The following is a 20,215-nucleotide window of genomic DNA, read 5'->3' as shown; positions in this document are numbered from 1 at the left end:
TGCAGGACAGACGGTAGCCGCCACACAAAGGTGGCGGGCGGAGACGTGGCTCGAAAACCGGGCGCTTGTTGAAACCGGCAGGCACAAGGCCTCCACGCTCCGCCCGCCATGACCGGCAGAGGGATTGCCCGCCGGCGCCACGAGAGGTGACGCCGGCGGGCAAGCGTTGTCAAACAAGCGCACGGGTTTTCGAAGCCCGGCCACCCTTTTCCGGTGGCCCGCCATCTGTACGCGTGTCGCGGCGTAGTGCCAATCAGAACTGTTGCATTCCACGCTGAAACAAAGACGCTTTCGGCATTCTTGCATCCGGTTAAGTCGTCGCAGACGCAGGCGCCGCAACGGCCACAGCGGCATGGGGAATATGCGACATGGGTCGAAGTTGAGGGTGCTGCGCTCCGCCACGTCACCGTGCCGATGACGACAAGGTAGGGTGGAGGCAGCAAGATCTCCATGTTGGACTATTGAACGACCCTGATCGCCAACAACATTTCGCTTCAGCAGGAGGGCTGCCTTCTTTCGGAGCAGGTACAGACGGTGTTGTGTCCACTGGAGCACAGTGGTGGAGCACGCTTCCATCGCAATGGTGTCGCAATTCGCGCTTTACGGAGTCAGAGTCTGATCGATATAAACGGCTCCTCCTTTCCATGACTGCGCACCATGACTCTGAGGGATTTGTTGGTCTCTGCTGCCTATCGCGACTACCTATCTGGATTGGAATCGCATCTGATCGGGCACCCTTTCAACCAAGACGCACCCATCAGGGCTGTCATTGTCCGCTTGCATGAAGAATGGATGGGGTACGCCGAGGTGACACCTGAAGCGCTGCTGGGCCTGATTGAAGCGGAACGCGTTCAGACCTTCAGATACATTGCGCAGAAACTCACTGCGTACATGGAAGCGGAAGGAGGGCCAGACAATATTGTCAATGAGCCCGCAAACCTGCACATGCCGATCGGTCATCTGATCGAGTACTGGTTACACCGTGGCGAGGGCCCAGATATAAGAAACTATCTTAGAAAAATCCGCATGCCCGGTGCCACTGCCTATGCTAAGGAGACGGCAGTGATGTTCCGGACTGCCCGAGCGACCGCCTTCAGTCAGTAGACCCGGGCCGTGGGATCCACGACCAACGCTGCCTGATGGTTCACGCATCACAGTTCAAGCCCGTCTCTGAGTTGAGGCCAGAGATCGGCCGCCCACGAGGGAGCGCTGCTTCGGAATGCCTCTTCGGAAGGCAGGTAGACCGTCAAGCTGCCCATTGGCAGCTCAAGAACGAACGAGCCATGCGGGCCCGTGCAGACCAGCTCTTCCTTCCAACGTGCTTTGAATTCGAAAACGGACATGCAGACGCAACACCTGAACCAAGCCGGCCCGCGAAGCGGGTTCCCCCAGCGTGGAGTGTACGCCGGCGCCGTTACTTGCTCGCGCGCCGCGCGCCTTTCTCGTCTTCATCCTTTGCATCGCCCCGGCTCTGCGCGAACCCCGGGGACGTCGTCGCGATTGAATCCTTGTCCGGCAGGATGTAGAACACACCACCCTTTTCGAATGTGGATTGCACGATCTGCTCGTAGAGCGCGGGTGAGACATCGCGAGTGATGTGGCGCCCGCGTGACCCTTCCTGCTGCATGCGCGCGCTGGCCTGTGCGTTCATGGTCAGGCACGCCAGGATCAGCCCTTCCATCACCCGGTCGCCCACGTACTCGGCCTCCGCGCCGTTCTGGCGCACGCGCTCGGCCGCCAGCAGCAGCTCCAGTGTCACGCGTTGGCCGGCCAGTGCACAGTCCGCATCGGCCAGCGCCATGCAACGGCCCGGCATCTGGTGACGCTCCGGCCAGGGTTGGCCATCGGCGGCCGCGCCTTTGCCGATGCGGCGAAGCGTGGCGATGAAGGCATTCGGATCGGTCGCAGCCGCGTGCTCTGGCAACTCACCGGCATTGGCGGGCGAGTGATGCGGGTGCAGGCGCGGGAAGTCCGGTGATGTCATGGCAGTGCTCCGTGCAGGACAGACGGTAGCCGCCACACAAAGGTGGCGGGCGGAGACGTGGCTCGAAAACCGGGAGATCACGAACAAGACCGGCAGGCGCAAGGCCTCCACGCTCCGCCCGCCATAGCCGGCAGACGGAATGCCAGCCGGCGCCACGCGGGGTGACGCCGGCTGGCAAGCGCAAACAACGTTCGTGATCTAACGGGTTTTCGAGGCCCGGCCACCGATTTTCCGGTGGCCCGCCATCTGTACGCGTGTCGCGGCGCAGTGCCAATCAGAACAGTTGCATTCAATGCTTGATCAAAGACGCTTTCGGCATTCTTGCACGCGGTTAAGCCGTCGCAGACGCAGGCGCCGCAACGGCCACAGCGGCATGAGGAATATGCGACACGGGTCGGAGTTGACGACGTTGCCCACCAACGCCCCACCAAGCCGATGGCGACAGGGTGCAAGCGGAGCGTGATCGAGCGTCGGCAGCGGCCTGCGACGATTACGCCTGCATGTGTGCGTAACCGGCCACGGCCGCGAACCTGGCCAGGTTCCACAGCTCGCCGTTTGCGCCCCAGGTCCCATCGGCGACGTCGCTGACGGTGATCGATACGGCAAGGCGGCGCGACTCCGGATGCGCCAGTGCACCGACGATCGCATCGTGCACCGCCCGTGCGTAGCGCGTACGTCGCTCAGCATCAAGCACGCCTGCGGGTGCCAGCACCTGTACCAGCACCGGGACAAACGTCTCGAAGGTGTCCTCGTCGCCACAGCGCCAGTGAGCGACCGGCTCATGGAGCACCCAGCAGAGCCGGCGCTGGTGGGGCAGCGGTCCCAGTCCGCTGCACGCGATGGCCGCCTGCTCGACAGCGGACAGCATCGCGCGGCATTGCGATGCGGTGAATGCGCCGGCAGGCGTCTTGATCTGGAGAGTCGGCATCAGTGGTACTCCGTGGGGAAAGGAAGCGTCATTGGACGCCCCCGCGAGTACCGACTGAAGTGGCCGATCCGCCATCTTTGACGCACAATCGGCCAATGCACGATTTCACACTCGTCGTTCCTGCGGGCGCTTTCGGCTCCAGCGTTGCGCTCACCCTTGATGTGCTCGCTACCGCAGCGAAGCTTGCACCGCGAGCCGGGGTGATGCCACCCCGATGGCGGGTCTGTGGCATTGACGCCGGTGCCCTGCGTCTGGCGGGCGGATTGCAGGTCGACGTGGCGCAGCTGCCGGACCGGGCCACCCGACGCGAATGCTGGATCCTGCCAGGGCTGGATGTGGACGACGCGGATCAGTTGGCGGCGCGCCTGGCGCAGGATGACGTGCCAGTGCTGGCGGCCGCGCTGCGCCGCCATGTGCGGTCCGGCGGGCGCATTGCCGCCTCCTGCTCCTCGGTGTTCCTGCTGAATGCGGCAGGACTGCTTTCCGGTCGCAGCGTTACCACCACATGGTGGCTGTCGCCAGCGTTGCGCCGCGTTGCACCGGCGGCGTCGGTTGAAGCCGACCGCATGGTGATCGAGTCGGGCGCGTTGATGACCGCCGGCGCCGCATTCGCACATCTGGATCTGATGCTGCACGTGCTGCGGCAGCGCTTCGGCGATGCGCTGGCGTCTGCGGTGGGACAGGCGCTGCTGGTGGACCGCCGGCATCTTCAGTCACGCTACGCGACGCCGGCGCTGATGGCACCGCAAAGCGAGCTGATCGCTCGGCTTTCCTCACATATCGAGCGGTCAATGCCTGGAACGATCACCGTTGCGGATCTGGCCACCTACGCCAACACGTCGATCCGCACGCTCAACCGGCAGGTCACGCGGCTGCTCGGCCACGGGCCGCAGGCATTGATCCAGTCAATACGGCTCAACCGCGCGCGAGTCCTGCTGGCGCAAGGCACGTTGCCGGTGGACGAGGTCGCCGCCCAGGTTGGACTGGGCGACGCGGCGGCATTGCGCAGGCTGCTGCGCAGGCGGATGGACGTTACGCCCAGCCAGATACGGGGCTGACGCGACGCCAGTATCTCCGCGCGGCCTGGCCCAGCGCGTCCGTTCCATCACTGCGGGCTGCGCTTCTCATACCAGGCTTGAGTACGGTTCACGATCCGGACCACGGACAGCATGACCGGCACCTCGATCAGTACGCCAACCACCGTCGCCAGCGCCGCCCCCGAATGCACGCCGAACAGCCCTACTGCCGTGGCAACCGCCAGCTCGAAGAAGTTGCTGGCCCCGATCAGCGCTGACGGGCCGGCCACGCAGTGCGCCACGCCCAAGCGGCGGTTGAGCAGGTAGGCCAGGCCTGAAGTGAAGTAGACCTGGATCAGGATCGGCACTGCAATCAGTGCAATCACCAGCGGTTGCTTCACGATCTGCTGGCCCTGGAACCCGAACAGCACCACCAGCGTCAGCAGCAGCGCGGACAGGGACAGCGGCCCCAACCTTCGAAGCGCACCCTGAAGGCCCGCCTCGCCGCGGCGCGAAAGGATCCAGTGCCGCAGCAGCGCAGCCATCAGCACCGGCGCCACGATGTAGAGGCCCACCGACAACAGCAGCGTGTCCCACGGCACAGTGATCGCCGACAGGCCCAGCAACAGTGCAACCACCGGTGCGTATGCGACCACCATGATCGCGTCGTTCAACGCCACCTGGCTCAGGGTGAAGTTGGCATCACCGCCGCACAGGTTGCTCCAGACGAACACCATGGCGGTGCAGGGCGCGGCCGCCAGCAGAATCAGCCCGGCGATGTAGCTGTCGATCTGTGCTGCGGGCAGCCAGTCCGCGAAGGCATGGCGCAGGAACAGCCAACCCAGCAGCGCCATCGAGAACGGCTTGACCGCCCAGTTGATGAACAGTGTTACCCCGATGCCCTTCCAGTGCTGCTGCAACTGGCGCATCGCGCGGAAGTCGACCTTCAGCAGCATCGGGATGATCATCAGCCAGATCAGCGCGGCAACCGGCAGGTTGACCTTGGCGACTTCGGCGGACGCCAGCACCGTGAAAGCACCGGGCAGGACGTGGCCCAGCAGCGTGCCCATCGCAATGCACAGCACAACCCACAGCGTCAGGTGTCGCTCGAACAGACTCATGGCAGTGGCACCGTTACTGCGCGCCGTCGGCCGGCAACAACTGGCCGATCTGGTCCAGCGCGTTCTGCAGCTCTTCGGGTTCGGACCACACCGATTCGGGCAGTGCGAGCAGCGCACGCAGGCGCGTTTTCACGATGGCGTGGGCCAGCGCAAAGGCTGCGGCCTTGTCGGCGTCGCTGCCCGTCACAGCAGCCGGATCGGGCAGGCCCCAGTGGCTGCGGATGAAGTCACCGAACACCACCGGGCAGGCTTCGGCAGCGGCCGCGTCACACACGGTGATCACCAGGTCCATCGGGGCAGCATCCACGAATTCGTCCCATGATTTGCTGCGCAGCCCGTCAATGGGCATTCCTTCGCCCTGCAGCTGGGCCAGCGCGAATGGATTGACCTGGCCGGCAGGCTGGCTGCCGGCGCTGAACGCCGTGAAGCGATCACCGCCCCAGGCGCGCAGGGTGGCTTCGGCAAGCACGCTGCGGGCGCTGTTGCCGGTGCAGAGGAACAGGACATTGCGGGTCATGGAGCAATTGCCTCGAGGGAGGGCGTTGCGTGGGTTCAGCACCCGCACGCGGGGGCGCCGGGCGTGCATTGCCCTGTCGGCGAGCCCGCGCAGCAGTTGTGCGTCAGGTACTCGATCAAGCCGTTCATCGCATTGAAGTTGGCGCGATAGCAGACATGGCGACCCTGGCTTTCGCTCTCTACCAGGCCGGCCTGCACCAGCTCCTTCAGATGGAAGCTGAGCGTGGCCGGCGGCACCTGCAGGGCGGTGCCGATATCGCCAGCCATGCGTCCGGCGGGGCCGGCCTCCACCAGCAGGCGGAAGGCGGCGAGTCGGGTCGCGTGACCGAGGGCGGTCAGCGCGCTGATTGCGTTCGATGTTTCCATATTTCTAGAATAATCGAACAAATGAGCCGGCCGCAAGTACCGGCCTGCCGCAGCACGGCGCCGTCACTTGCGTGTCCAGGAAACAGATCCGCTGGCTGCCTTGGGAGGCATGCAGCGGACGGCACACCAGGCGGCACTCTGGCAGCGATGCAGGTGAGCGGCGGTTCGACAGGAATTCGATGGCGACGGGCGATTGCAGCCCTCGCCTTTCACCCGCGGGCGGTGGAGGGGATGGCGGTGCTGGCCAGGCGCTCGCTGCTGAGGCGAGGCCGGGCGGACGGTCTGGTGGACCGGTACAGCGAGCGCGCGCTACTTGCTCGCGCGCCGCGCGCCCTTCTCGTCGGCGTCCTTCGCATCGCCACGGCTCTGCGCGAACTCCGGGAACGTTTTCGCGATCGAATCCTTGTCCGGCAGGATGTAGAACACACCGCCCTTTTCGAACGTGGACTGCACGATCTGCTCGTAGAACGTCGGCGAGACGTTGATGCAGCCGTGGGTGACGCGGTTGTCGTCCGGCGTGGGCGATGCCAACCGCTCGGCGCGCTTTTCTTTCGGGCTGCCCGGCGGCAGCGGGTGCAGCGAAACGGCGGAATCATAGTCCACCCACAGCACGCGCCCGGCATCGTCGGAGGGGCCGTAGCCGCCAATGAAGCGGCCGGCCGGCGTGGTGCGGTCGTGGCCGGGAATCGCGCTCAGTGCGAGCTTTGCGACGCCGGGTGCGGAGTGGTCGCCGATGGCCGAACCGAACAGTGCCGGTGCCGCGCCACGCAGCTTTCCCTCACCGCTGAAGATCAGCACCTGCGCCGCCGCCTTGTCCATGACCGCAAACGGATAGCCCTGGTTGTCCTTGCTGGCAACGACCCAGCCGGCCAGTTCGATTACGGTTTCGGACACGTTCTGGTCGGGCGGCAGTTCATCGATGGCGGCGACGCGTTGGGCCGGTACGTCGTCCTTCGCGTCCTTTGCGTTGGCTACGCCACTGCACGCAACCGCCAGCGCCATGGCCAGAGTGGCGTGCAGGGCGCGGCGTGCAGGGGAGGAGTAAGTACGAATGGGACGGCTCCTTGCAATGCAGATCTGTGGTGGAAGGATGCCAGTGGCCGGCGAAGGCCACTGGTTCCCGGTACAGATGTGGATCAATTCAAACGGTGAGGGAGCGGTTACCCGCGCGGCTTGCGGCCGGCAGGTGCCCTTTCAAGCTGCTGCACGCGGCCTTCGATCTGGTCCAGGCGCTGGTTGGCCTGCTGTGCGGACTGGTTGGCGGATTCAGCGCTCTGTGCGGCGCCCTGCACCTTTACATCGAGCTGGTCGAGGCGCGAGTTGATCGTTGCAAACTCGTTCTTGTAAGAGGCGCAAGCGCCAAGGCTCACGGTGGCGATGAGCGCTACAGCAAGCGCGCGGGCCGTCTTCATGTGTTGCGGGTTCAGGTTCATTGCACTCCCTCCTTCGTCTGGGGAAGCTGGAATATAGCGGCGTTTGTTCCCGGCGCTACCAAGCGCTTTCAGCTGGAATTTGACTACGTGGAAGGGCTGTGAAGTCCGCCTGTGACCCAACATTAACAAGCGGGATCAGGCGAGCTGGTCTGCGTCGGCCGAGCGCCTTGCGCCTATTCAAGATCGCCAATTCATCAGTATGAAGCCGAACTCACGGGCGCTGGGTGTCCGTGCTTGTTGCGGCCGTGCACGCAGGCCGCCATCCACTTGCCTCAAGCAGCGCATTGGCCGTCGCGGGCCGTACATCCAGCAGCTCCGCAATCGCCTTCGATCTGTCTGGCGCGCGGGAGACATAGTCGCGGGCGATGCGGTAGCCGATCCAGTAGCCGAGATCCCCGCGCCGAGCGTCATCGCCAGGACCGTTGTACAGCCGCTGCGATAGATCGGTGCCCCTGCTGTCCTGCACGAAGGCGCGCTCCAGCGCGCATTCGCGGCCGTGCGCCCAACGAACCTTGGAAACGCGCAGCGTGCGGACGCTGCGCCAGCATCCTCTGGACCGAACGCGGATGAGACGGTCATCGATGTCCAAATGAGACGCTTGACCGCAGAGGGACACGGCGTTCAGAGACATGGATCGCAACTGACCAGGGTCCAGCTCTACGCTCGAGTTGTCGAAGGCTTAGATCCTATGACCGGGACCAGGGTGGACGGCGTTCACGGTGGCCAACATGCTTACGCTGCGCACGCGACGCAATTTACTAGCGACGCCGCATATGTGACTGCCGAAAGCTATGTTTGGCGATGACTTCAGAGATCACGTGTATAGCGTCACCAGATATGGAGCAAAGAACAATCCGTTAGGAGCCGGTCGTGCGCAATTTTCTAACGATGCGTACGTTGTTGCGCGATATAACAGGGGCTCGTCTGGTGTTTGGGCGTTCAATACAATGTTCCCTGAGCCGTGATGACTTTTAGGCGAGGATAGTGGAATGAGTGGTTTGCCTGATCCGTTGAAAAGAGCGCTTAGGAATTTCTGTCACGTCGAATGGGTTGAAGTGCGCGAGCTTCGCGATCTTATAAAGGAAGGGCGTATTGGATACGACGTCAAACTACTTGAGGACCAAATGGATCATTATGTAGAGTCGGGAGATCTCCCGGTTGAGGAGATCAACAAGTTGACTTCAAACGAATTTGAGTCCCCTGAGGAGGCGGCTGAATGGCTGACCAAGATCAGGAATGTCGTGTTCCGTGGTGAGCCGTGGTCCTGAGGTTGACGCAAGGGTCCTTTAGTTAAAAGACGTCGGCTCGCCGGGGAGTCGTATGGAGCAAAGGGGCTGTCTGATGAGTTTCTGGACAGCCTCTTCGTGCGAAAGCTGGGTGGCTACCCGCAACTATAACCTTCCGGCGCCGGGGCGTGCGGACGGGAACTACTTGCGTAGCTATGCAACGGTGATGGGCGACATCACCCGACCGGCTTGGAATGCATGGACGGCACAGAACGCAGAGAACCTCCGTGCCCAGGGCTACGGGGCAGGCGCGATACGGGACCGTAACGTGGTACAGGGCCGGGATGACATGCGTGATCTTCGGGCGATGGGCCGATTCGTGGAGAGAGGCGTCAAGGGGCTGATCAATGATCTAGCGGCCACCGCGCAGATGGGCAGTCTGGCAATGGCCTATCGTTGGGCCACGGGTACAGAGGTATGGCAGCCGTTCGAGTTGAACGGATCAGTTGAGAAGGCAGGCGCGATCAGTTTCGGCGTTGCAAGCATCTTCGTGGGTGGGGCGGGAACCGCTGCGCGATCCACCCGTATGTTGCCCAACCCTGGAGCGCTGGAGCGCGTAGCGCCGCATGCCATCTCGGACCTGCGTCTAGTTGCAAAACCTGAAAAGGGCATGATCGTCTACCGCGCATTGACTGCCCAGGATGCTGCGGCTCTGAAGAGCGGGACTGGTTTGATCGCCAAGGCTCCTGACGGTACTTGGACTGCGGCCGAACATTTGGCAAACCAGGGTGTGGGCGAGGGTGGTGCTGCTATGAATAGCCCTTGGATATCGACAACGAAGAAGCTTGAGGTCGCTCGAGCTTACGATAGTGGGCATGGGATAGTCGCCATTGACCTTGGCAAGGCGGATACTGCCCACGTCGAAGTATGGAAAACTGCTCCCCGGGTGAACGGAAGGGCAGGCCTCCCGTGTCATAGGTCGATCTGGGCCCAGGAGGTCACTGTTTTCCAGAGCATTCCTGAACGGGCGATCATCGGAGCAATAGAGTGAATGAAATTGAAGAGCAACTGGAATTGAGTTCCGATAGATTTATTGTTGACTTGCAATCATCTGGGTATTTGAACGAAACAGAGTTTTCTAGAGTGGATTTACTCACCCGGGAACTCGCCACCCTTTGGAAGGGCCAGGCAATGCTTCCGAAGCAGACGCTTCACACAATTCAAGCGGTGATAAAGGCACTCAAAGCAGAGGCTCCGCACCTATCAGAAAGATCGGATAACGTTCTTGCAAAGGCGCGTGCAATTGAGTTGACATTCGATCTTATCCTGCTTGGGGAAGATCATTCGGATCGGGTTCCGGGCACTCCTAGAATTATCTAGATTGGAAGAGAGGGCGATAAGTGCTTGTACAGTCAGTCAACAGTGACCTAACCATTGAAGTAGATGGATTCGAGCTCGCAGAGCCAGATCGCCATATGATGGCGTGGATCAGGCGAGGCCCTGACTTTCCTGCTTTCGTTGTGAATGACGTCGAAGCGGAGCTGTCCGCTCAAGACGTGGGCGCCAGGTTGCTGTCTTTGACTCTTCTTTCAAAGCCAGACATCGAAACAAGTCTACGACAATTGTCCACCGATCCCATGCACGGTGTCGTAACTGCGATGACCCTCCGTTTCCCGGTGGAGCTGAGGGTTGTGTCAGGAACTGGAGATGCTTGGGTGCTTGGGGTAGATGCGGTCTATCGTGCGGCGAACATGGATGCTCCGGATCGCTTTAGCTTGCAGTTCGATTTCAATGTTATTAGCAGTAGGATGTGATCATTGGGGAGTGGGCGCTGACTCTGCCGACCGTGCATGTATCCGGCGATGAGCGGGCCAACCACGACTTCATGCACTACTGGGGCTACGCCCGCAAATACACCTTCCGGCACCCGCGCGTGCGGACGGGAACTACTTGCGTAGCTATGCAACGGTGATGGGGCAACGGTGATGGGCGACATCACCCGGCCGGCTTGGAATGCATGGGCCGCACAGAACGCAGAGAACCTCCGTGCCCAGAGCTACGGGGCAGGCGTGAGTCGACAGCAGGGCTTGATCTATAGGCGCGATGACGCTCGCGACCTCGTAGCCGGCGGGAAGTACGTTGGTGCCATTGGCAAAGCGGCGATCAACGATGTAGCGGCGCTGATTCAGTTGTCGCCTCAGGCGTTCGCCTTCCGTGCCGTTACTGGCACGGAAGCATGGCAACCCTTTGAGATGAAGGGCGCGCTTAACGAAGCGGGTGAGATCACGTTCCAGGCAGGAAGCCTGTTACTCGCTGCAGGAGAGATACCCTCGCTTGCAAGGGGCGCGAAGGCGCTCTTTGACTTGGCAGTGGGGCGCCTTGCTCCAGAGATTTCCCGCTTAGGAGGGGGACTGCAGAGTCTGCAGTCACGTCTCTGCGTAGCCTCGATATCACGTATGTCCCTACCCGCCAGGGATGGCTGCATCTGGCCGTGGTCATCAGCGTCCAGACCCGGCAGGTGCTGGGCTACAGCGTTTCCAAGCGTCTGACTGAAGAGCTGGTGGTGAAAGCATTTGCCAATGCTTGGGCTCTGCATCCACAACGACCCGGCCTGATCTTCCATTCAGATCGTGGTGGGCAGTACTGGGGAAACGAGTTTCGCCAGCTGCTGCAGTCCCATGGCGTGGTCCAAAGCATGAGCCGGCCTGGCAATTGCTGGGACAACGCGGTGGCCGAGAGCTTCTTTGCGACGCTCAAGACAGAAGAGGCTGCCGAGCCTTACGCCAGTAGAGAACAAGCCAGCCAGTCCATCGCTGCTTACATCCACGGCTTCTACAATCCAGCCCGGCTACACTCGGCGCTGGGCTACCACTCGCCTAACAACTACGCCCGGCAGCTCCGGACTGCCGCCTGAAACGGCTTCATGGCGTCCGTTTTCAGGGGGCCAGATCAGGACACCTTTAAAGTCACCCTCGACTCTGGTCACATTCGCCCTGCCACCCCATCATGGGATACGGGTTCCACCCCCGTTTCCACGGACGATCGGGTAAGAGTCGAAAGGCTGATCTTTGGCATCAAGCCTTCGCTGGATGAGCGGGGCGTGTAACCGCCCGATGTAATCGAGTGCATCCGCCGTAGATTCGGCCAGCTTCAGGTATCGGCGTCGGTAGACACGCTCACGCTGGAGCTTCCCGAAGGAGCATTCGGTGGCTGCATTGTCAAAGCAGTGGCCGACGTTGCTCTACTGTTGATGCGGTGGTCTCTCAGGAAATGCTGGCACTCGCTGCTATTGAACGGCATGCCGCGATGGGAGTGCAGGATCACCTCACTGCAATTCGGTTGTTGCCAGCGTGCCATCATCACCGCTATCAGGACCAGATGCCAATCCTGCACTGGCGCCATCGACCAGGGGACGACCTTGCCTGAGCAAAAAACAAGCACCGGACACAGGTGCAACCAGATTTCGCCGGTTCTCAGGTAGCTGGGGTACAGCACCTACTCAGTGTTGGGCTCGTTTGCTGTGAAGTCGCGTGCCAGATGGTTACGCACGAAGGCCGCGCGCAGAACCGAGGGCTTGTGTCGTTAGTGTCGACGACGCAGAACTCCAGCCAGCCCGTCAGCCGTCACGAACCGGGCGGCCCGGTTGAGGCTGGCCGTCTCGCCTGCTTAGCCCAACGCCTCATGCATGCGCGGCGCGTTCATCACGCCATTACTGGACACGTGGTGCGTACGGATCTTGGCCAGCAATCGGATATTGCCCTGTGCACGGATTCTGGGGTGTCTAGGTCGCCAGTCATGGAAGCCGCTGGACGACACCTTCAGGCATCGGCGCATCTGCCGGATCGGATACCTGTTGCGGTGGCGCTCGGTCGCCTCGTATCTCAGAACGATTCCTTGGCAAAGAACGGTGCCTCATCGCGCAATGAATCTCGCTCCGTCGTTACCCGCGCCAGGATGTCGCGGTCTGGGCAACGCCGCGGCCCTTTCAGTACGTCGCGCGCCTCAGTCAGGCGTTTGATCCCAGCCTTCATGTGTCTGACCTGACCTCGGCTGAGTCCATTGAAGATCGCAAGATCACCCCTCCGGCGTTCCCGCCAGCCGTCCGCCTTTGGCCTTCCGGAGCCATCTCGTGCAGGCTATGGGAAGAGACAACAAGCCGTTTGGCAATCTCCGCAACTGCGAAGCCCTTTCGGTCACCTGCTTGATCGCCTCGGCCTTGAACTCATCTTTGTACTGCTTGCTCGCCATAGGTACTGCTCTCGTCACCGCTGATTACGGCTCTGAGTTGTCTACGAAATCCTGCCAGTCCTGATCCTATGATCCGAGCGTGACCACCAGACCTTTCCAGTCTGCTTCGCCGAGCTGGCCGAGAGGAGACTAGCGAGTTGCAGACTCTGAGCAGGGTTCGCCTTTGTCCTCATGATCTGTGGAGATGATTGCTCCCATCAGTGGCGCGATCGGCACGTGCTACGGGAGCGTAGCTACGTGCCGCTCAGCGAGTTCCCTGAACGGCAGCCTTATTTATACACCAGTCAGTTCAATATTCAGGGTCGATTGGCCCCCCTAACGGATAATTCACACCTGTCGACCGCCTCTTCTCTCTCCCCTCCCGGGAGGCGGCCGACGAAACCAAAATAATGAAAGGTGTGTCCCGATGAACAAGAATTCGCTGCTCGCCCTGGGTCTTCTGGCTGCCCTGCCGTTCGCTGCATCGGCAACCGACGGCCTGTCGTACAACTACGTCGAAGGCGGCTACGTGAACACCGATGCCAAGGGCGGCGACGCCGATGGCTGGAAGGTGAAGGGTTCGGTGGCGGTGCACCCGAACTTCCACATCTTCGGCGACTACAGCGCGCAGGAGACCGACACGTTCAAGAATGACGTCGACCAGTGGCGCATCGGTGCCGGCTACAACTACGGCATCGCACCGAACACCGACCTGGTCGCCCGCGTCGCGTACCAGAAGTTCGACATGAAGCACGGCCTGGACTTCAACGGCTACTCGACCGAAGTCGGCGTGCGCACCGCGTTCAACCCGTACGTGGAAGGCTACGTGATGGCCGGCTACGAGGACTACACCAAGAAGCACGGCATCAACCCGGACGGCGAGTTCTACGGCCGCGTCGGCGCCACCGCCAAGTTCAACCAGAACTGGGGCCTGAGTGGCGAAGTGAAGTTGGCCAAGGCCGGCGACCGCGAGTGGTTCGTGGGCCCGCGCTTCACCTGGTAACAAACGCCTGTCGTTAGTGCGTGTTGTGCTGGCGTGTGACTCTCTCTCTCTCCCACACGCCAACCGAAGCCCGGCCTCGCGCCGGGCTTCACTTTTATGGGCTCCGGGGCGCCACAATGTCGCATGGGCGATTCCCCCTCTCTCGCAGGTACCGGCACGGCCTATCAGGAGCATCTGCCACCTGGCTCGCTGCGTGGCCACTTCGGCCAGCTTTGGCAGAGCCAGCTTCCTGCCGATGCCGATGGGCACATCACCGTATTGCCCGATGGCTGCGTGGATATCCTCTGGCGCGACGGTGCGTTGTTCGTGGTCGGCCCGGACCGCGTGGCCGCGCACCCGGCGCTGGCACCCGGTGCACAGGTGCTGGGCGCACGCTTCCGTCCCGGCCAGGCATTGGCCGCGCTGGGCCTGCCTTTGGCCGGGATCATCGGCCAGGCCGTGCCACTGGCTGATCTGAAGGGCACGTGGGTGAACAAGGCGGCGGCCTCCATCGGCGACACCGCGCCTGCACTGCGCCTGCAGCGGATGGCGCACTGCCTGCAGCAGCATATGGGTGCGTCCGCGCTCGATACTTCGGCGCAGCGTGCGCATGTCCTGTTCCGGGCGCTCGCCGCGGGTGACGCCACGCTGGATACGCTGGCGGCGCACTTGAGCCTGAGCCCGCGCAGCCTGCGGCGTTTCAGCCAGTCGCAGTTCGGCTACGGCGCCAAGACACTGGAGCGGATCCTGCGGCTGCAACGTTTCCTTCGCCAGAGTCGCGCGCTGCCACAGCATTCGTTGGCGATGCTGGCCGCTGATGCCGGCTATGCCGACCAGGCCCATCTCAGCCGCGAGGCGCGCGAGCTGGCTGGCATGACCGCCAGCGAACTGCGCCTGGAGTGGGGGCAATGATGGCCGTTTTGTTCAAGACTCGCCGGCTGCACTGAGCGACGCTGGGGCTCCCTCAACGGAGCCATGCCATGAGCCATGCTGCTACCCACGATGCCGAACGCCGCATCGACAACATTGAATTCAACGTCGCCGACATCGCCCGCAGCAAGCGCTTCTATGGCGAGGTGTTCGGCTGGCAGTTCACCGACTACGGCGTGGCCTATACCGAGTTCGACGACGGCCGCCTGAAAGGTGGCTTCGTGGCCGACGCGCAGGTGCGTGCCCATGGGGGACCGCTGGTGATCCTCTACTGCGCGGACCTGGCCGATGCAGAGCGGCGCGTGGTTGCCGCCGGTGGTGAGGTGGTGCAGGCCGTGTTCGCCTTCCCCGGCGGCCGCCGCTTCCACTTCCGCGATCTGGACGGCTACGAGCTGGCGGTCTGGAGTGACGTGGGTTGATCCTGCCTATGCCCGTCGTGGAGCGGGCATACTGGGACCGAGCCAGGCAGCGTTCCCGCATGCAGATCCCCATTTCCGCATATGTGCAGCAGGCCGACGGCAGCACCGTGCAGGTAGCGGTTCTGGACGCTGGCGTGCTTGCGGCGCTGCATGCCCTCGGCTTCCAGGGGCAGGCCCCCACCTTGCGTGCTGAAGTGGGCGACGACATCAGCAAAGCTCGTTTGTTCGCTGCCCTGCGTGATCTTGGTGTAGCGTTTGCGGCCGGTCGCGAATGGAGTCCGGTCGAGGTATTTGGCTGGCTCTGCGACCATGGCTTGCTCGAAGGCCCGCATCTGCGCATCGCCTGGACCGATCCACAACGCTACGTAGTCTGCAGCGTCATGGCGCTCTCTCAAGCACAAGCGGCATCGACCGCGAACTGAGAACCGCTCCGTCCCCGGTCTGGCGGTTCCGCTATGATCGCCCGCACATCGCCACGCGCGATGCGCCCGCCTCAAGCCCGCAGGAACCGCCGTGAACTCCCAGCCCGCACCGATCACCGCCCTCAACCACACGCTCGACAACGAGCCGCAGCAGATCACCGCGCCACTGACCCATTCGGCGGCGTTCCTGGTGTTGAAGGTGAAGGATGACGAGGCGTCGATCGCCAGGGCACGCGAGGTGCTGGCGAGCACCGATGACCTGATCAAGAACACTGCCATCCGCGAGATCGAGCGTACCTTCACCTGCAACGTGGCCATCGGCCACCGCGTGTGGCAGCCGCTGGTGGGCTCCACGCCGCCGCGCGAGTTGAAGCCGTTCCGCGAGATCAAGGGCGCCACCCACACCGCCGTGTCCACGCCCGGTGACCTGCTGTACCACATCCGGGCGCGCACCATGGACCTGATCGTGGCGTTCGAGCGCAATCTGCTGATGGCCTTCGGCGATGCCGTTGAAGCGGTCGATGACGTGGCCGGGTTCCGCTATTTCGATGGCCGCGACCTGCTCGATTTCGTCGACGGCACCGCCAACCCGGAAGGGCTGTCGCTGCCGGAAGCCACGATCGTAGGTGACGAGGATCCGGACCACGCAGGCGGCAGCTACGTGGTGGTGCAGAAGTACCTGCACAACCTTGACGCCTGGCGCGCGCAGAAGACCGAGGCGCAGGAAGCGATCATCGGCCGCACCAAGCACGACAACATCGAGCTGGACGACGCGCCGGCCGATGCGCAGAAGTCGCACAAGACGCTGTGCACCATCGAGGATGCCGACGGCGAGCACGAGATCCTGCGCGACAACATGCCGTTCGCCAACCCGGGCCGCGGCGAGTACGGCACCTACTTCATCGGCTACACCCGCCGCCTGTGGGTGATCGAGAAGATGCTCGAGCGCATGTTCATCGGCAATCCCGCGCCACTGCACGACCGCATCCTCGACTTCTCCACCGCCACCACCGGCGTGACCTTCTTCGCGCCCTCGCGCAAGGTGCTGGCCGACCTGGGCGAGTGATCGCGCCGGGCCATCACCGGCCGCCATCTGCCTGTCATCTAGGGCGCCGACCATGGCGCGCTGGATGGGAGTGCAGGAGGCAGGCGATGGTCATGGCAGGGAACAGGACCGGCATGCGCCGCTGGTGGCGGCATCTGGCTGCAGTGCTCGGCGCGTTGGCACTGGGGAGTGCCAGCGTTTCCGCGCAAGAAGCCCCTGCGCACTGGATGGCCTACGCCGCCTCCGTGGGAGGCCAGCTGCAGCAGCGCCTGCAGCAGGAGCACGATCCGCAGGCGCAGCGTGTACTGGAATGGCTGGAGGCGCACCCGGACACGCCGATGCCACTGCCGGTACGCCTGTGGATCGCCGCGGACGGCCGCATTTCGAAACTGGAGTTCGACAGCCTGGGTGATGCCCAGGTCGATGCCGACCTGCGCGCGACGCTGCAGGCTGCGCCGTTGCAGGCGGCCCCACCGGCCGACATGCGCCAGCCGCTGCGCCTTGGTTTGGCCCTGAGCCCGTAGATCCACGCCATGCGTGGATGGCGCGCCGATTGCCCGCAATAGCCACGCATGGCGTGGCTCTACTGCGTTGCCACCTGTGGCTCGCGCGCGGCCGCGCTCCATGCGCGCAGGCCGAACACGGCCAGGCCGAGGAAGAACACATACAGCGCGGCGGTCACGTGCAGCGACTTGAACAGGTACGCGCCGACGTAGACCACGTCCACCGCGATCCACACCCACCAGCAGGCCACGTGGCGGCGCGCCTGCCACCACTGGCCGACCAGGCTCAGCGCGGTCAGCATCGCATCCAGCCAGGGCAGCACGGCATCGGTGAAGGTGTGCATGGCCGCGCCCAGCGCCACGCCACCACACAGGCCGATGGCGAGGTCGCGCAGCAGCGTGCTACGCGCCAGCGGCACGATGCGGATGCTGCCCTCGTCGGCCGCGGGCTGGCGCCAGTTCAGCCAGCCGTAGACCAGGAAGCCACCAAAGGCGACCTGCAGCAGCGTGTCCGAGTACAGCTTGGCCTCGGCGAACACCAGGCCATACAGCGCCACCGACAGCAGGCCCACCGGCCACGCCGACAACCGGCGGCGGGCCATCAGCCAGACGCCGAGGATGCTGCACAGCGCGGCGCTCCACTCGAGCATCACGCTGCTCACAACGCGAACGTCACCGACAGGCGGGCCTGTCGCGGTGCGCCGGGGAACAGGTAGTAGTCACCGCCGCTGCTGCCGGTATCACGCCAGTAGAAGCGGTTGAACACGTTGTCCACCGACAGGTTCCAGGTCACCGCACGCTCGTGCAGGCGATGCTGGAAGCGCAGGCCCGCATCGAATACCGAGTAGTCCGGTGCGCGCACGCCGCCGTCGGCACGCGCCACGTTGGCACCGGCATAGCGCCAGCCGCCGGTGACATCCAGGCCCTGCACGAACGGCAGTGCGTAGGCCAGGTGCACGCTGGCGCGCAGCTTCGGCACGTTCACCAGCTGATGGCCTTCATAGGCCGGCGTGCCGGTGTCGCGCGCGCGCGCCTGCAGCACGCTGGCGCTGGCCACGATCTGCAGTGCATCGGTCAGCTGCCCGTTGGCGGTCAGCTCCAGGCCAGTGTGGGTCTGCGTGCCTTCCTCGACGAAGGTGTAGCCGACGTCGCTGCTGTCCGGCTTGGCGTACTGGTACGGCTGCGAGATGCGGAACACGGCCGCGCCCAGCGTCAGCGCCTCGACCGGCACGTACTTCACGCCCACTTCCAGCTGCCGCGACTGCACCGACGGCAGGAAGGTGTCGGCATTGCTGGTCCAGAACGGCGCTTCCTGGCCCAGAGAAATGCCGCGCACGTAGCTGGCATAGGCATTGAGCTGCTCGGTAGCCTTCCACACCACCGCGGTCTGCGGCAGGAAACGCGACAGGCGGCTGTGCCGCTGCGGCGTACCACGCTTGTCGTAGGCACGCTCGTCCAGGCGCACGAAGCGACCGCCGGCCAACCACTGCCAGTCATCACCGAAGCTGATTCGGTCCAGCGCGAAGAACGCGGTCTGGCGGCTGTCCAGGCGTCGCGCGGACGGGCCCGGCATCTTCGGCGACGGCTCGAATACCGGCACCGGCGCATCGTGGATGTTGGTGGTGCCGACGTACTCGTTGACGCTCGGGCGCCTGTCCACGGTGCGGCGGAAGTAGTCGGCACCGACGGTCAGCTGGTGGCCGACGCTACCGGTCTGGAAGCGCCCGCGCAGCTCGGCACGGGCCTGCTGGTTGCGGCGGGTGTCGTCCGGGCTGCGGTAGTCGTAGACGTCATAGTCGCCGTTCGGCGCGAAGTAATTGCCCGGCACGCTGCCATCGGCGCACTGCGTGGCGTAGTAGCAGCCGTAGGCGAAGGCGACGTTGTCATCGATCACCGAGCGGCTGTGGCCGACCGAGACGCGCGACTGCCAGGCGTCATTGAAATCGTAGGTGTGCAGGGCGGTGATGTTGGTGCTGGCGATGTCCACCGGGCGCTGCCACGGCTGGTAACCCAGCAGGTGTTCGCGGTCGACACCGCGCGGCAGGTCGCGCGCGCCCAGCAGCTGGTAGCCGGACACCGAACGCTGCGCGCTGGTCTGGTAGTTCGCATCCACCTCCAGCTTGCCGCGTTCGCCGATCAGCCAGTCGGCGGCCAGCGAGTAGAAGTTGCGGCGGCCATCGGCGTGCTCGACATAGGAATTGCTGGAATCCCACGCGGCATTCAGGCGCAGGCCGAAACGCGGGGTGATCCAGTGACCGACGTCGACAGCGGCGTAGCGCGATCCTTCCGAATCGGTGCCGAGCGTGGCGGTGCGCACCTCGGCCGGGCGCTTGCCGATGTAGTTGATGATTCCGCCCGGCGCCATCACGCCTGCCGCCAGCCCGGCTTCACCCTTGAGGATCTCCACCGACTGCACGTTCTCCAGCGCCAGGCGTTGTTCGCCGGCGATGGACAGCCCGTTGAAGCGGTAGCCGGTGGCCGCGTCCAGTGCGAAGCCGCGGATGGCGATGTTCTGGTAGTAGCCCACCGGCGCATAGGCATCACCCAGCGAGGCATCGTTGCTGGCCAGCTCGGACAGCGAACGTACCTGGCGGCGGTCGAGGTAATCGCGCTCGAGCACGTTCACCGACGCCGGCGTGTCCTTCCACGAACCGCCGCCGAAGGCATTCACGAGCGAGGTATCGGCCTTCGCTTTGCCCGCCTGCACGCGCACCGCCGCCAGTTCGGTCGGCGAGCGTTCGGCACCAGCGGCAGCCGCATCGGTGGTGGACTCGGCCTCGCTGGCATGCAGCGGCAGCGCGGCGCAGAGGGCGAGGGAGAGCAAGGTGGGGCGCAGGCAGCGGTTCATTCGATTCGTCTTCGGACAACAAGGGAGACGAAGCGACGGCGCGCAGGTGCACCGGCCCATGATGGGGGTGTGGCTGCGGCTCAAAGCTCCCTACGCCGGTGCAAACCGGATCAGGTTCCAAGGGACTCTCTCAGCCTGGCAGATCCAGGCACCCCCGCTTCAGGTGACCATTTCACTACAAATGGTACGGATTTGCGAGCGCCACCCGGGGTCAGATCCCTTTCCGCAGGAAAGGGATCTGACCCCAAC

23 protein-coding genes, 3 pseudogenes and 1 riboswitch are annotated in these 20,215 nt (G+C 63.6%); of the genes and pseudogenes, 13 read left to right on the top strand and 13 right to left on the bottom strand.

What is annotated here, in order from left to right:
• Window positions 1-657: 657 nt before the first annotated feature.
• Window positions 658-1,104, top strand: a complete 447-nt coding sequence (locus BLS66_RS20375; protein ID WP_083348157.1) for a hypothetical protein — start codon at window positions 658-660, stop codon at window positions 1,102-1,104.
• Window positions 1,105-1,151: 47 nt separating this feature from the next.
• On the opposite strand, the gene BLS66_RS10200 is transcribed toward BLS66_RS20375, so the two are convergent.
• From BLS66_RS10200 to BLS66_RS10190, 3 genes are all read right to left on the bottom strand, one after another.
• The gene (locus tag BLS66_RS10200; protein WP_231353152.1) at window positions 1,152-1,343 is read right to left on the bottom strand and encodes a hypothetical protein; all 192 of its coding nucleotides are present in this window, start codon (window positions 1,341-1,343) and stop codon (window positions 1,152-1,154) included.
• A 71-nt stretch (window positions 1,344-1,414) separates the two neighbouring features.
• Complete coding sequence (locus tag BLS66_RS20915; protein ID WP_244152983.1) at window positions 1,415-2,086, bottom strand: hypothetical protein; 672 nt, start codon at window positions 2,084-2,086, stop codon at window positions 1,415-1,417.
• A gap of 388 nt (window positions 2,087-2,474) precedes the next feature.
• The gene (locus BLS66_RS10190; RefSeq protein WP_074725808.1) at window positions 2,475-2,912 is read right to left on the bottom strand and encodes a tautomerase family protein; all 438 of its coding nucleotides are present in this window, start codon (window positions 2,910-2,912) and stop codon (window positions 2,475-2,477) included.
• Between the two features lie 95 nt (window positions 2,913-3,007).
• Here BLS66_RS10190 and BLS66_RS10185 point away from each other — a divergent pair, with 95 nt between their 5' ends.
• Window positions 3,008-3,970 (top strand): GlxA family transcriptional regulator, encoded by a 963-nt coding sequence (locus BLS66_RS10185; protein ID WP_074725807.1) that lies wholly within the window; start codon window positions 3,008-3,010, stop codon window positions 3,968-3,970.
• Window positions 3,971-4,017: 47 nt separating this feature from the next.
• On the opposite strand, the gene arsB is transcribed toward BLS66_RS10185, so the two are convergent.
• From arsB to BLS66_RS10155, 6 genes and pseudogenes are all read right to left on the bottom strand, one after another.
• Window positions 4,018-5,049, bottom strand: coding sequence for an ACR3 family arsenite efflux transporter (arsB, locus tag BLS66_RS10180; RefSeq protein WP_074725806.1), 1,032 nt, complete (start codon window positions 5,047-5,049; stop codon window positions 4,018-4,020).
• A 13-nt stretch (window positions 5,050-5,062) separates the two neighbouring features.
• Complete coding sequence (locus BLS66_RS10175) at window positions 5,063-5,566, bottom strand: arsenate reductase ArsC (RefSeq protein ID WP_074725805.1); 504 nt, start codon at window positions 5,564-5,566, stop codon at window positions 5,063-5,065.
• Window positions 5,567-5,601: 35 nt separating this feature from the next.
• A complete protein-coding gene (locus BLS66_RS10170; protein ID WP_049465978.1) occupies window positions 5,602-5,931 on the bottom strand; it encodes an ArsR/SmtB family transcription factor in 330 nt (109 codons plus the stop codon).
• Between the two features lie 309 nt (window positions 5,932-6,240).
• A complete protein-coding gene (locus BLS66_RS10165) occupies window positions 6,241-6,933 on the bottom strand; it encodes a hypothetical protein (RefSeq protein WP_049465980.1) in 693 nt (230 codons plus the stop codon).
• A gap of 158 nt (window positions 6,934-7,091) precedes the next feature.
• On the bottom strand, window positions 7,092-7,364 hold the full coding sequence (locus BLS66_RS10160; protein ID WP_010487149.1) for a hypothetical protein: 273 nt from the start codon (window positions 7,362-7,364) through the stop codon (window positions 7,092-7,094).
• A gap of 211 nt (window positions 7,365-7,575) precedes the next feature.
• Window positions 7,576-7,872: pseudogene (locus BLS66_RS10155) on the bottom strand (DUF2268 domain-containing putative Zn-dependent protease); the annotation flags it as partial.
• Between the two features lie 481 nt (window positions 7,873-8,353).
• Between BLS66_RS10155 and BLS66_RS20560 the strand changes: the two are divergent.
• The 5 genes and pseudogenes from BLS66_RS20560 to BLS66_RS10140 all read left to right on the top strand — a co-directional run.
• Entirely contained in the window at window positions 8,354-8,632 is a 279-nt protein-coding gene (locus BLS66_RS20560) for a hypothetical protein (protein ID WP_143025152.1), read from the top strand.
• Window positions 8,633-8,816: 184 nt separating this feature from the next.
• Entirely contained in the window at window positions 8,817-9,641 is an 825-nt protein-coding gene (locus BLS66_RS10150; protein WP_074725804.1) for a hypothetical protein, read from the top strand.
• The gene (locus BLS66_RS20555) at window positions 9,638-9,970 is read left to right on the top strand and encodes a hypothetical protein (protein ID WP_143025151.1); all 333 of its coding nucleotides are present in this window, start codon (window positions 9,638-9,640) and stop codon (window positions 9,968-9,970) included. Before BLS66_RS10150 ends, BLS66_RS20555 begins: the two co-directional genes overlap by 4 nt.
• A gap of 95 nt (window positions 9,971-10,065) precedes the next feature.
• The gene (locus BLS66_RS10145; RefSeq protein WP_057494004.1) at window positions 10,066-10,404 is read left to right on the top strand and encodes a hypothetical protein; all 339 of its coding nucleotides are present in this window, start codon (window positions 10,066-10,068) and stop codon (window positions 10,402-10,404) included.
• Between the two features lie 602 nt (window positions 10,405-11,006).
• Window positions 11,007-11,504: pseudogene (locus tag BLS66_RS10140) on the top strand (IS3 family transposase); the annotation flags it as partial.
• Between the two features lie 967 nt (window positions 11,505-12,471).
• Here BLS66_RS10140 and BLS66_RS20745 read toward each other — a convergent pair.
• Together BLS66_RS20745 and BLS66_RS20910 are read right to left on the bottom strand one after the other, a co-directional pair.
• Window positions 12,472-12,621, bottom strand: coding sequence for a hypothetical protein (locus BLS66_RS20745; RefSeq protein WP_167357706.1), 150 nt, complete (start codon window positions 12,619-12,621; stop codon window positions 12,472-12,474).
• A gap of 97 nt (window positions 12,622-12,718) precedes the next feature.
• Window positions 12,719-12,838, bottom strand: a pseudogene (locus BLS66_RS20910) (transposase); the annotation flags it as partial.
• 406 nt (window positions 12,839-13,244) lie between these two features.
• On the opposite strand from BLS66_RS20910, the gene BLS66_RS10130 reads away from it, so the two are divergent.
• The 6 genes from BLS66_RS10130 to BLS66_RS10105 all read left to right on the top strand — a co-directional run bounded on the left by BLS66_RS10130 (window position 13,245) and on the right by BLS66_RS10105 (window position 17,139).
• Complete coding sequence (locus tag BLS66_RS10130; RefSeq protein ID WP_049465985.1) at window positions 13,245-13,820, top strand: OmpO family porin; 576 nt, start codon at window positions 13,245-13,247, stop codon at window positions 13,818-13,820.
• Window positions 13,821-13,943: 123 nt separating this feature from the next.
• On the top strand, window positions 13,944-14,711 hold the full coding sequence (locus tag BLS66_RS10125; RefSeq protein ID WP_074725803.1) for a helix-turn-helix transcriptional regulator: 768 nt from the start codon (window positions 13,944-13,946) through the stop codon (window positions 14,709-14,711).
• A 68-nt stretch (window positions 14,712-14,779) separates the two neighbouring features.
• Window positions 14,780-15,148, top strand: coding sequence for a VOC family protein (locus tag BLS66_RS10120; RefSeq protein ID WP_074725802.1), 369 nt, complete (start codon window positions 14,780-14,782; stop codon window positions 15,146-15,148).
• A 59-nt stretch (window positions 15,149-15,207) separates the two neighbouring features.
• On the top strand, window positions 15,208-15,570 hold the full coding sequence (locus tag BLS66_RS10115; RefSeq protein ID WP_074725882.1) for a hypothetical protein: 363 nt from the start codon (window positions 15,208-15,210) through the stop codon (window positions 15,568-15,570).
• A 91-nt stretch (window positions 15,571-15,661) separates the two neighbouring features.
• Window positions 15,662-16,636: a Dyp-type peroxidase gene (locus BLS66_RS10110; RefSeq protein ID WP_049465993.1), complete on the top strand. Its 975-nt coding sequence runs from the start codon at window positions 15,662-15,664 to the stop codon at window positions 16,634-16,636.
• A gap of 86 nt (window positions 16,637-16,722) precedes the next feature.
• Window positions 16,723-17,139: a hypothetical protein gene (locus BLS66_RS10105; RefSeq protein WP_074725801.1), complete on the top strand. Its 417-nt coding sequence runs from the start codon at window positions 16,723-16,725 to the stop codon at window positions 17,137-17,139.
• Window positions 17,140-17,198: 59 nt separating this feature from the next.
• Here the strand turns inward: BLS66_RS10105 and pnuC are convergent, their stop codons facing one another.
• Complete coding sequence (gene pnuC / locus BLS66_RS10100; RefSeq protein WP_074725881.1) at window positions 17,199-17,768, bottom strand: nicotinamide riboside transporter PnuC; 570 nt, start codon at window positions 17,766-17,768, stop codon at window positions 17,199-17,201.
• An 8-nt stretch (window positions 17,769-17,776) separates the two neighbouring features.
• A complete protein-coding gene (locus BLS66_RS10095; protein WP_074725800.1) occupies window positions 17,777-19,966 on the bottom strand; it encodes a TonB-dependent receptor in 2,190 nt (729 codons plus the stop codon).
• Window positions 19,967-20,036: 70 nt separating this feature from the next.
• Window positions 20,037-20,132: riboswitch (TPP riboswitch) on the bottom strand.
• Window positions 20,133-20,215 lie beyond the last annotated feature (83 nt).

It is taken from the genome of Stenotrophomonas pavanii (assembly GCF_900101175.1).
Lineage (GTDB): Bacteria > Pseudomonadota > Gammaproteobacteria > Xanthomonadales > Xanthomonadaceae > Stenotrophomonas > Stenotrophomonas pavanii.
This window is presented reverse-complemented; position numbering and strand designations above follow the sequence as displayed.

Excerpts from the sequence above, each read along its gene's own strand:
- BLS66_RS20375 (WP_083348157.1), top strand. The coding sequence starts at position 658 with ATGACTCTGAGGGATTTGTTGGTCTCTGCTGCCTATCGCGACTACCTA.
- BLS66_RS10200 (WP_231353152.1), bottom strand. The coding sequence starts at position 1,343 with ATGTCCGTTTTCGAATTCAAAGCACGTTGGAAGGAAGAGCTGGTCTGC.
- BLS66_RS10190 (WP_074725808.1), bottom strand. The coding sequence starts at position 2,912 with ATGCCGACTCTCCAGATCAAGACGCCTGCCGGCGCATTCACCGCATCG.
- BLS66_RS10185 (WP_074725807.1), top strand. The coding sequence starts at position 3,008 with ATGCACGATTTCACACTCGTCGTTCCTGCGGGCGCTTTCGGCTCCAGC.
- arsB (WP_074725806.1), bottom strand. The coding sequence starts at position 5,049 with ATGAGTCTGTTCGAGCGACACCTGACGCTGTGGGTTGTGCTGTGCATT.
- BLS66_RS10175 (WP_074725805.1), bottom strand. The coding sequence starts at position 5,566 with ATGACCCGCAATGTCCTGTTCCTCTGCACCGGCAACAGCGCCCGCAGC.
- BLS66_RS10170 (WP_049465978.1), bottom strand. The coding sequence starts at position 5,931 with ATGGAAACATCGAACGCAATCAGCGCGCTGACCGCCCTCGGTCACGCG.
- BLS66_RS10165 (WP_049465980.1), bottom strand. The coding sequence starts at position 6,933 with ATGGCGCTGGCGGTTGCGTGCAGTGGCGTAGCCAACGCAAAGGACGCG.
- BLS66_RS10160 (WP_010487149.1), bottom strand. The coding sequence starts at position 7,364 with ATGAACCTGAACCCGCAACACATGAAGACGGCCCGCGCGCTTGCTGTA.
- BLS66_RS20560 (WP_143025152.1), top strand. The coding sequence starts at position 8,354 with ATGAGTGGTTTGCCTGATCCGTTGAAAAGAGCGCTTAGGAATTTCTGT.
- BLS66_RS10150 (WP_074725804.1), top strand. The coding sequence starts at position 8,817 with ATGGGCGACATCACCCGACCGGCTTGGAATGCATGGACGGCACAGAAC.
- BLS66_RS10145 (WP_057494004.1), top strand. The coding sequence starts at position 10,066 with ATGATGGCGTGGATCAGGCGAGGCCCTGACTTTCCTGCTTTCGTTGTG.
- BLS66_RS20745 (WP_167357706.1), bottom strand. The coding sequence starts at position 12,621 with ATGAAGGCTGGGATCAAACGCCTGACTGAGGCGCGCGACGTACTGAAA.
- BLS66_RS10130 (WP_049465985.1), top strand. The coding sequence starts at position 13,245 with ATGAACAAGAATTCGCTGCTCGCCCTGGGTCTTCTGGCTGCCCTGCCG.
- BLS66_RS10125 (WP_074725803.1), top strand. The coding sequence starts at position 13,944 with ATGGGCGATTCCCCCTCTCTCGCAGGTACCGGCACGGCCTATCAGGAG.
- BLS66_RS10120 (WP_074725802.1), top strand. The coding sequence starts at position 14,780 with ATGAGCCATGCTGCTACCCACGATGCCGAACGCCGCATCGACAACATT.
- BLS66_RS10115 (WP_074725882.1), top strand. The coding sequence starts at position 15,208 with ATGCAGATCCCCATTTCCGCATATGTGCAGCAGGCCGACGGCAGCACC.
- BLS66_RS10105 (WP_074725801.1), top strand. The coding sequence starts at position 16,723 with ATGGTCATGGCAGGGAACAGGACCGGCATGCGCCGCTGGTGGCGGCAT.
- pnuC (WP_074725881.1), bottom strand. The coding sequence starts at position 17,768 with ATGCTCGAGTGGAGCGCCGCGCTGTGCAGCATCCTCGGCGTCTGGCTG.
- BLS66_RS10095 (WP_074725800.1), bottom strand. The coding sequence starts at position 19,966 with ATGAACCGCTGCCTGCGCCCCACCTTGCTCTCCCTCGCCCTCTGCGCC.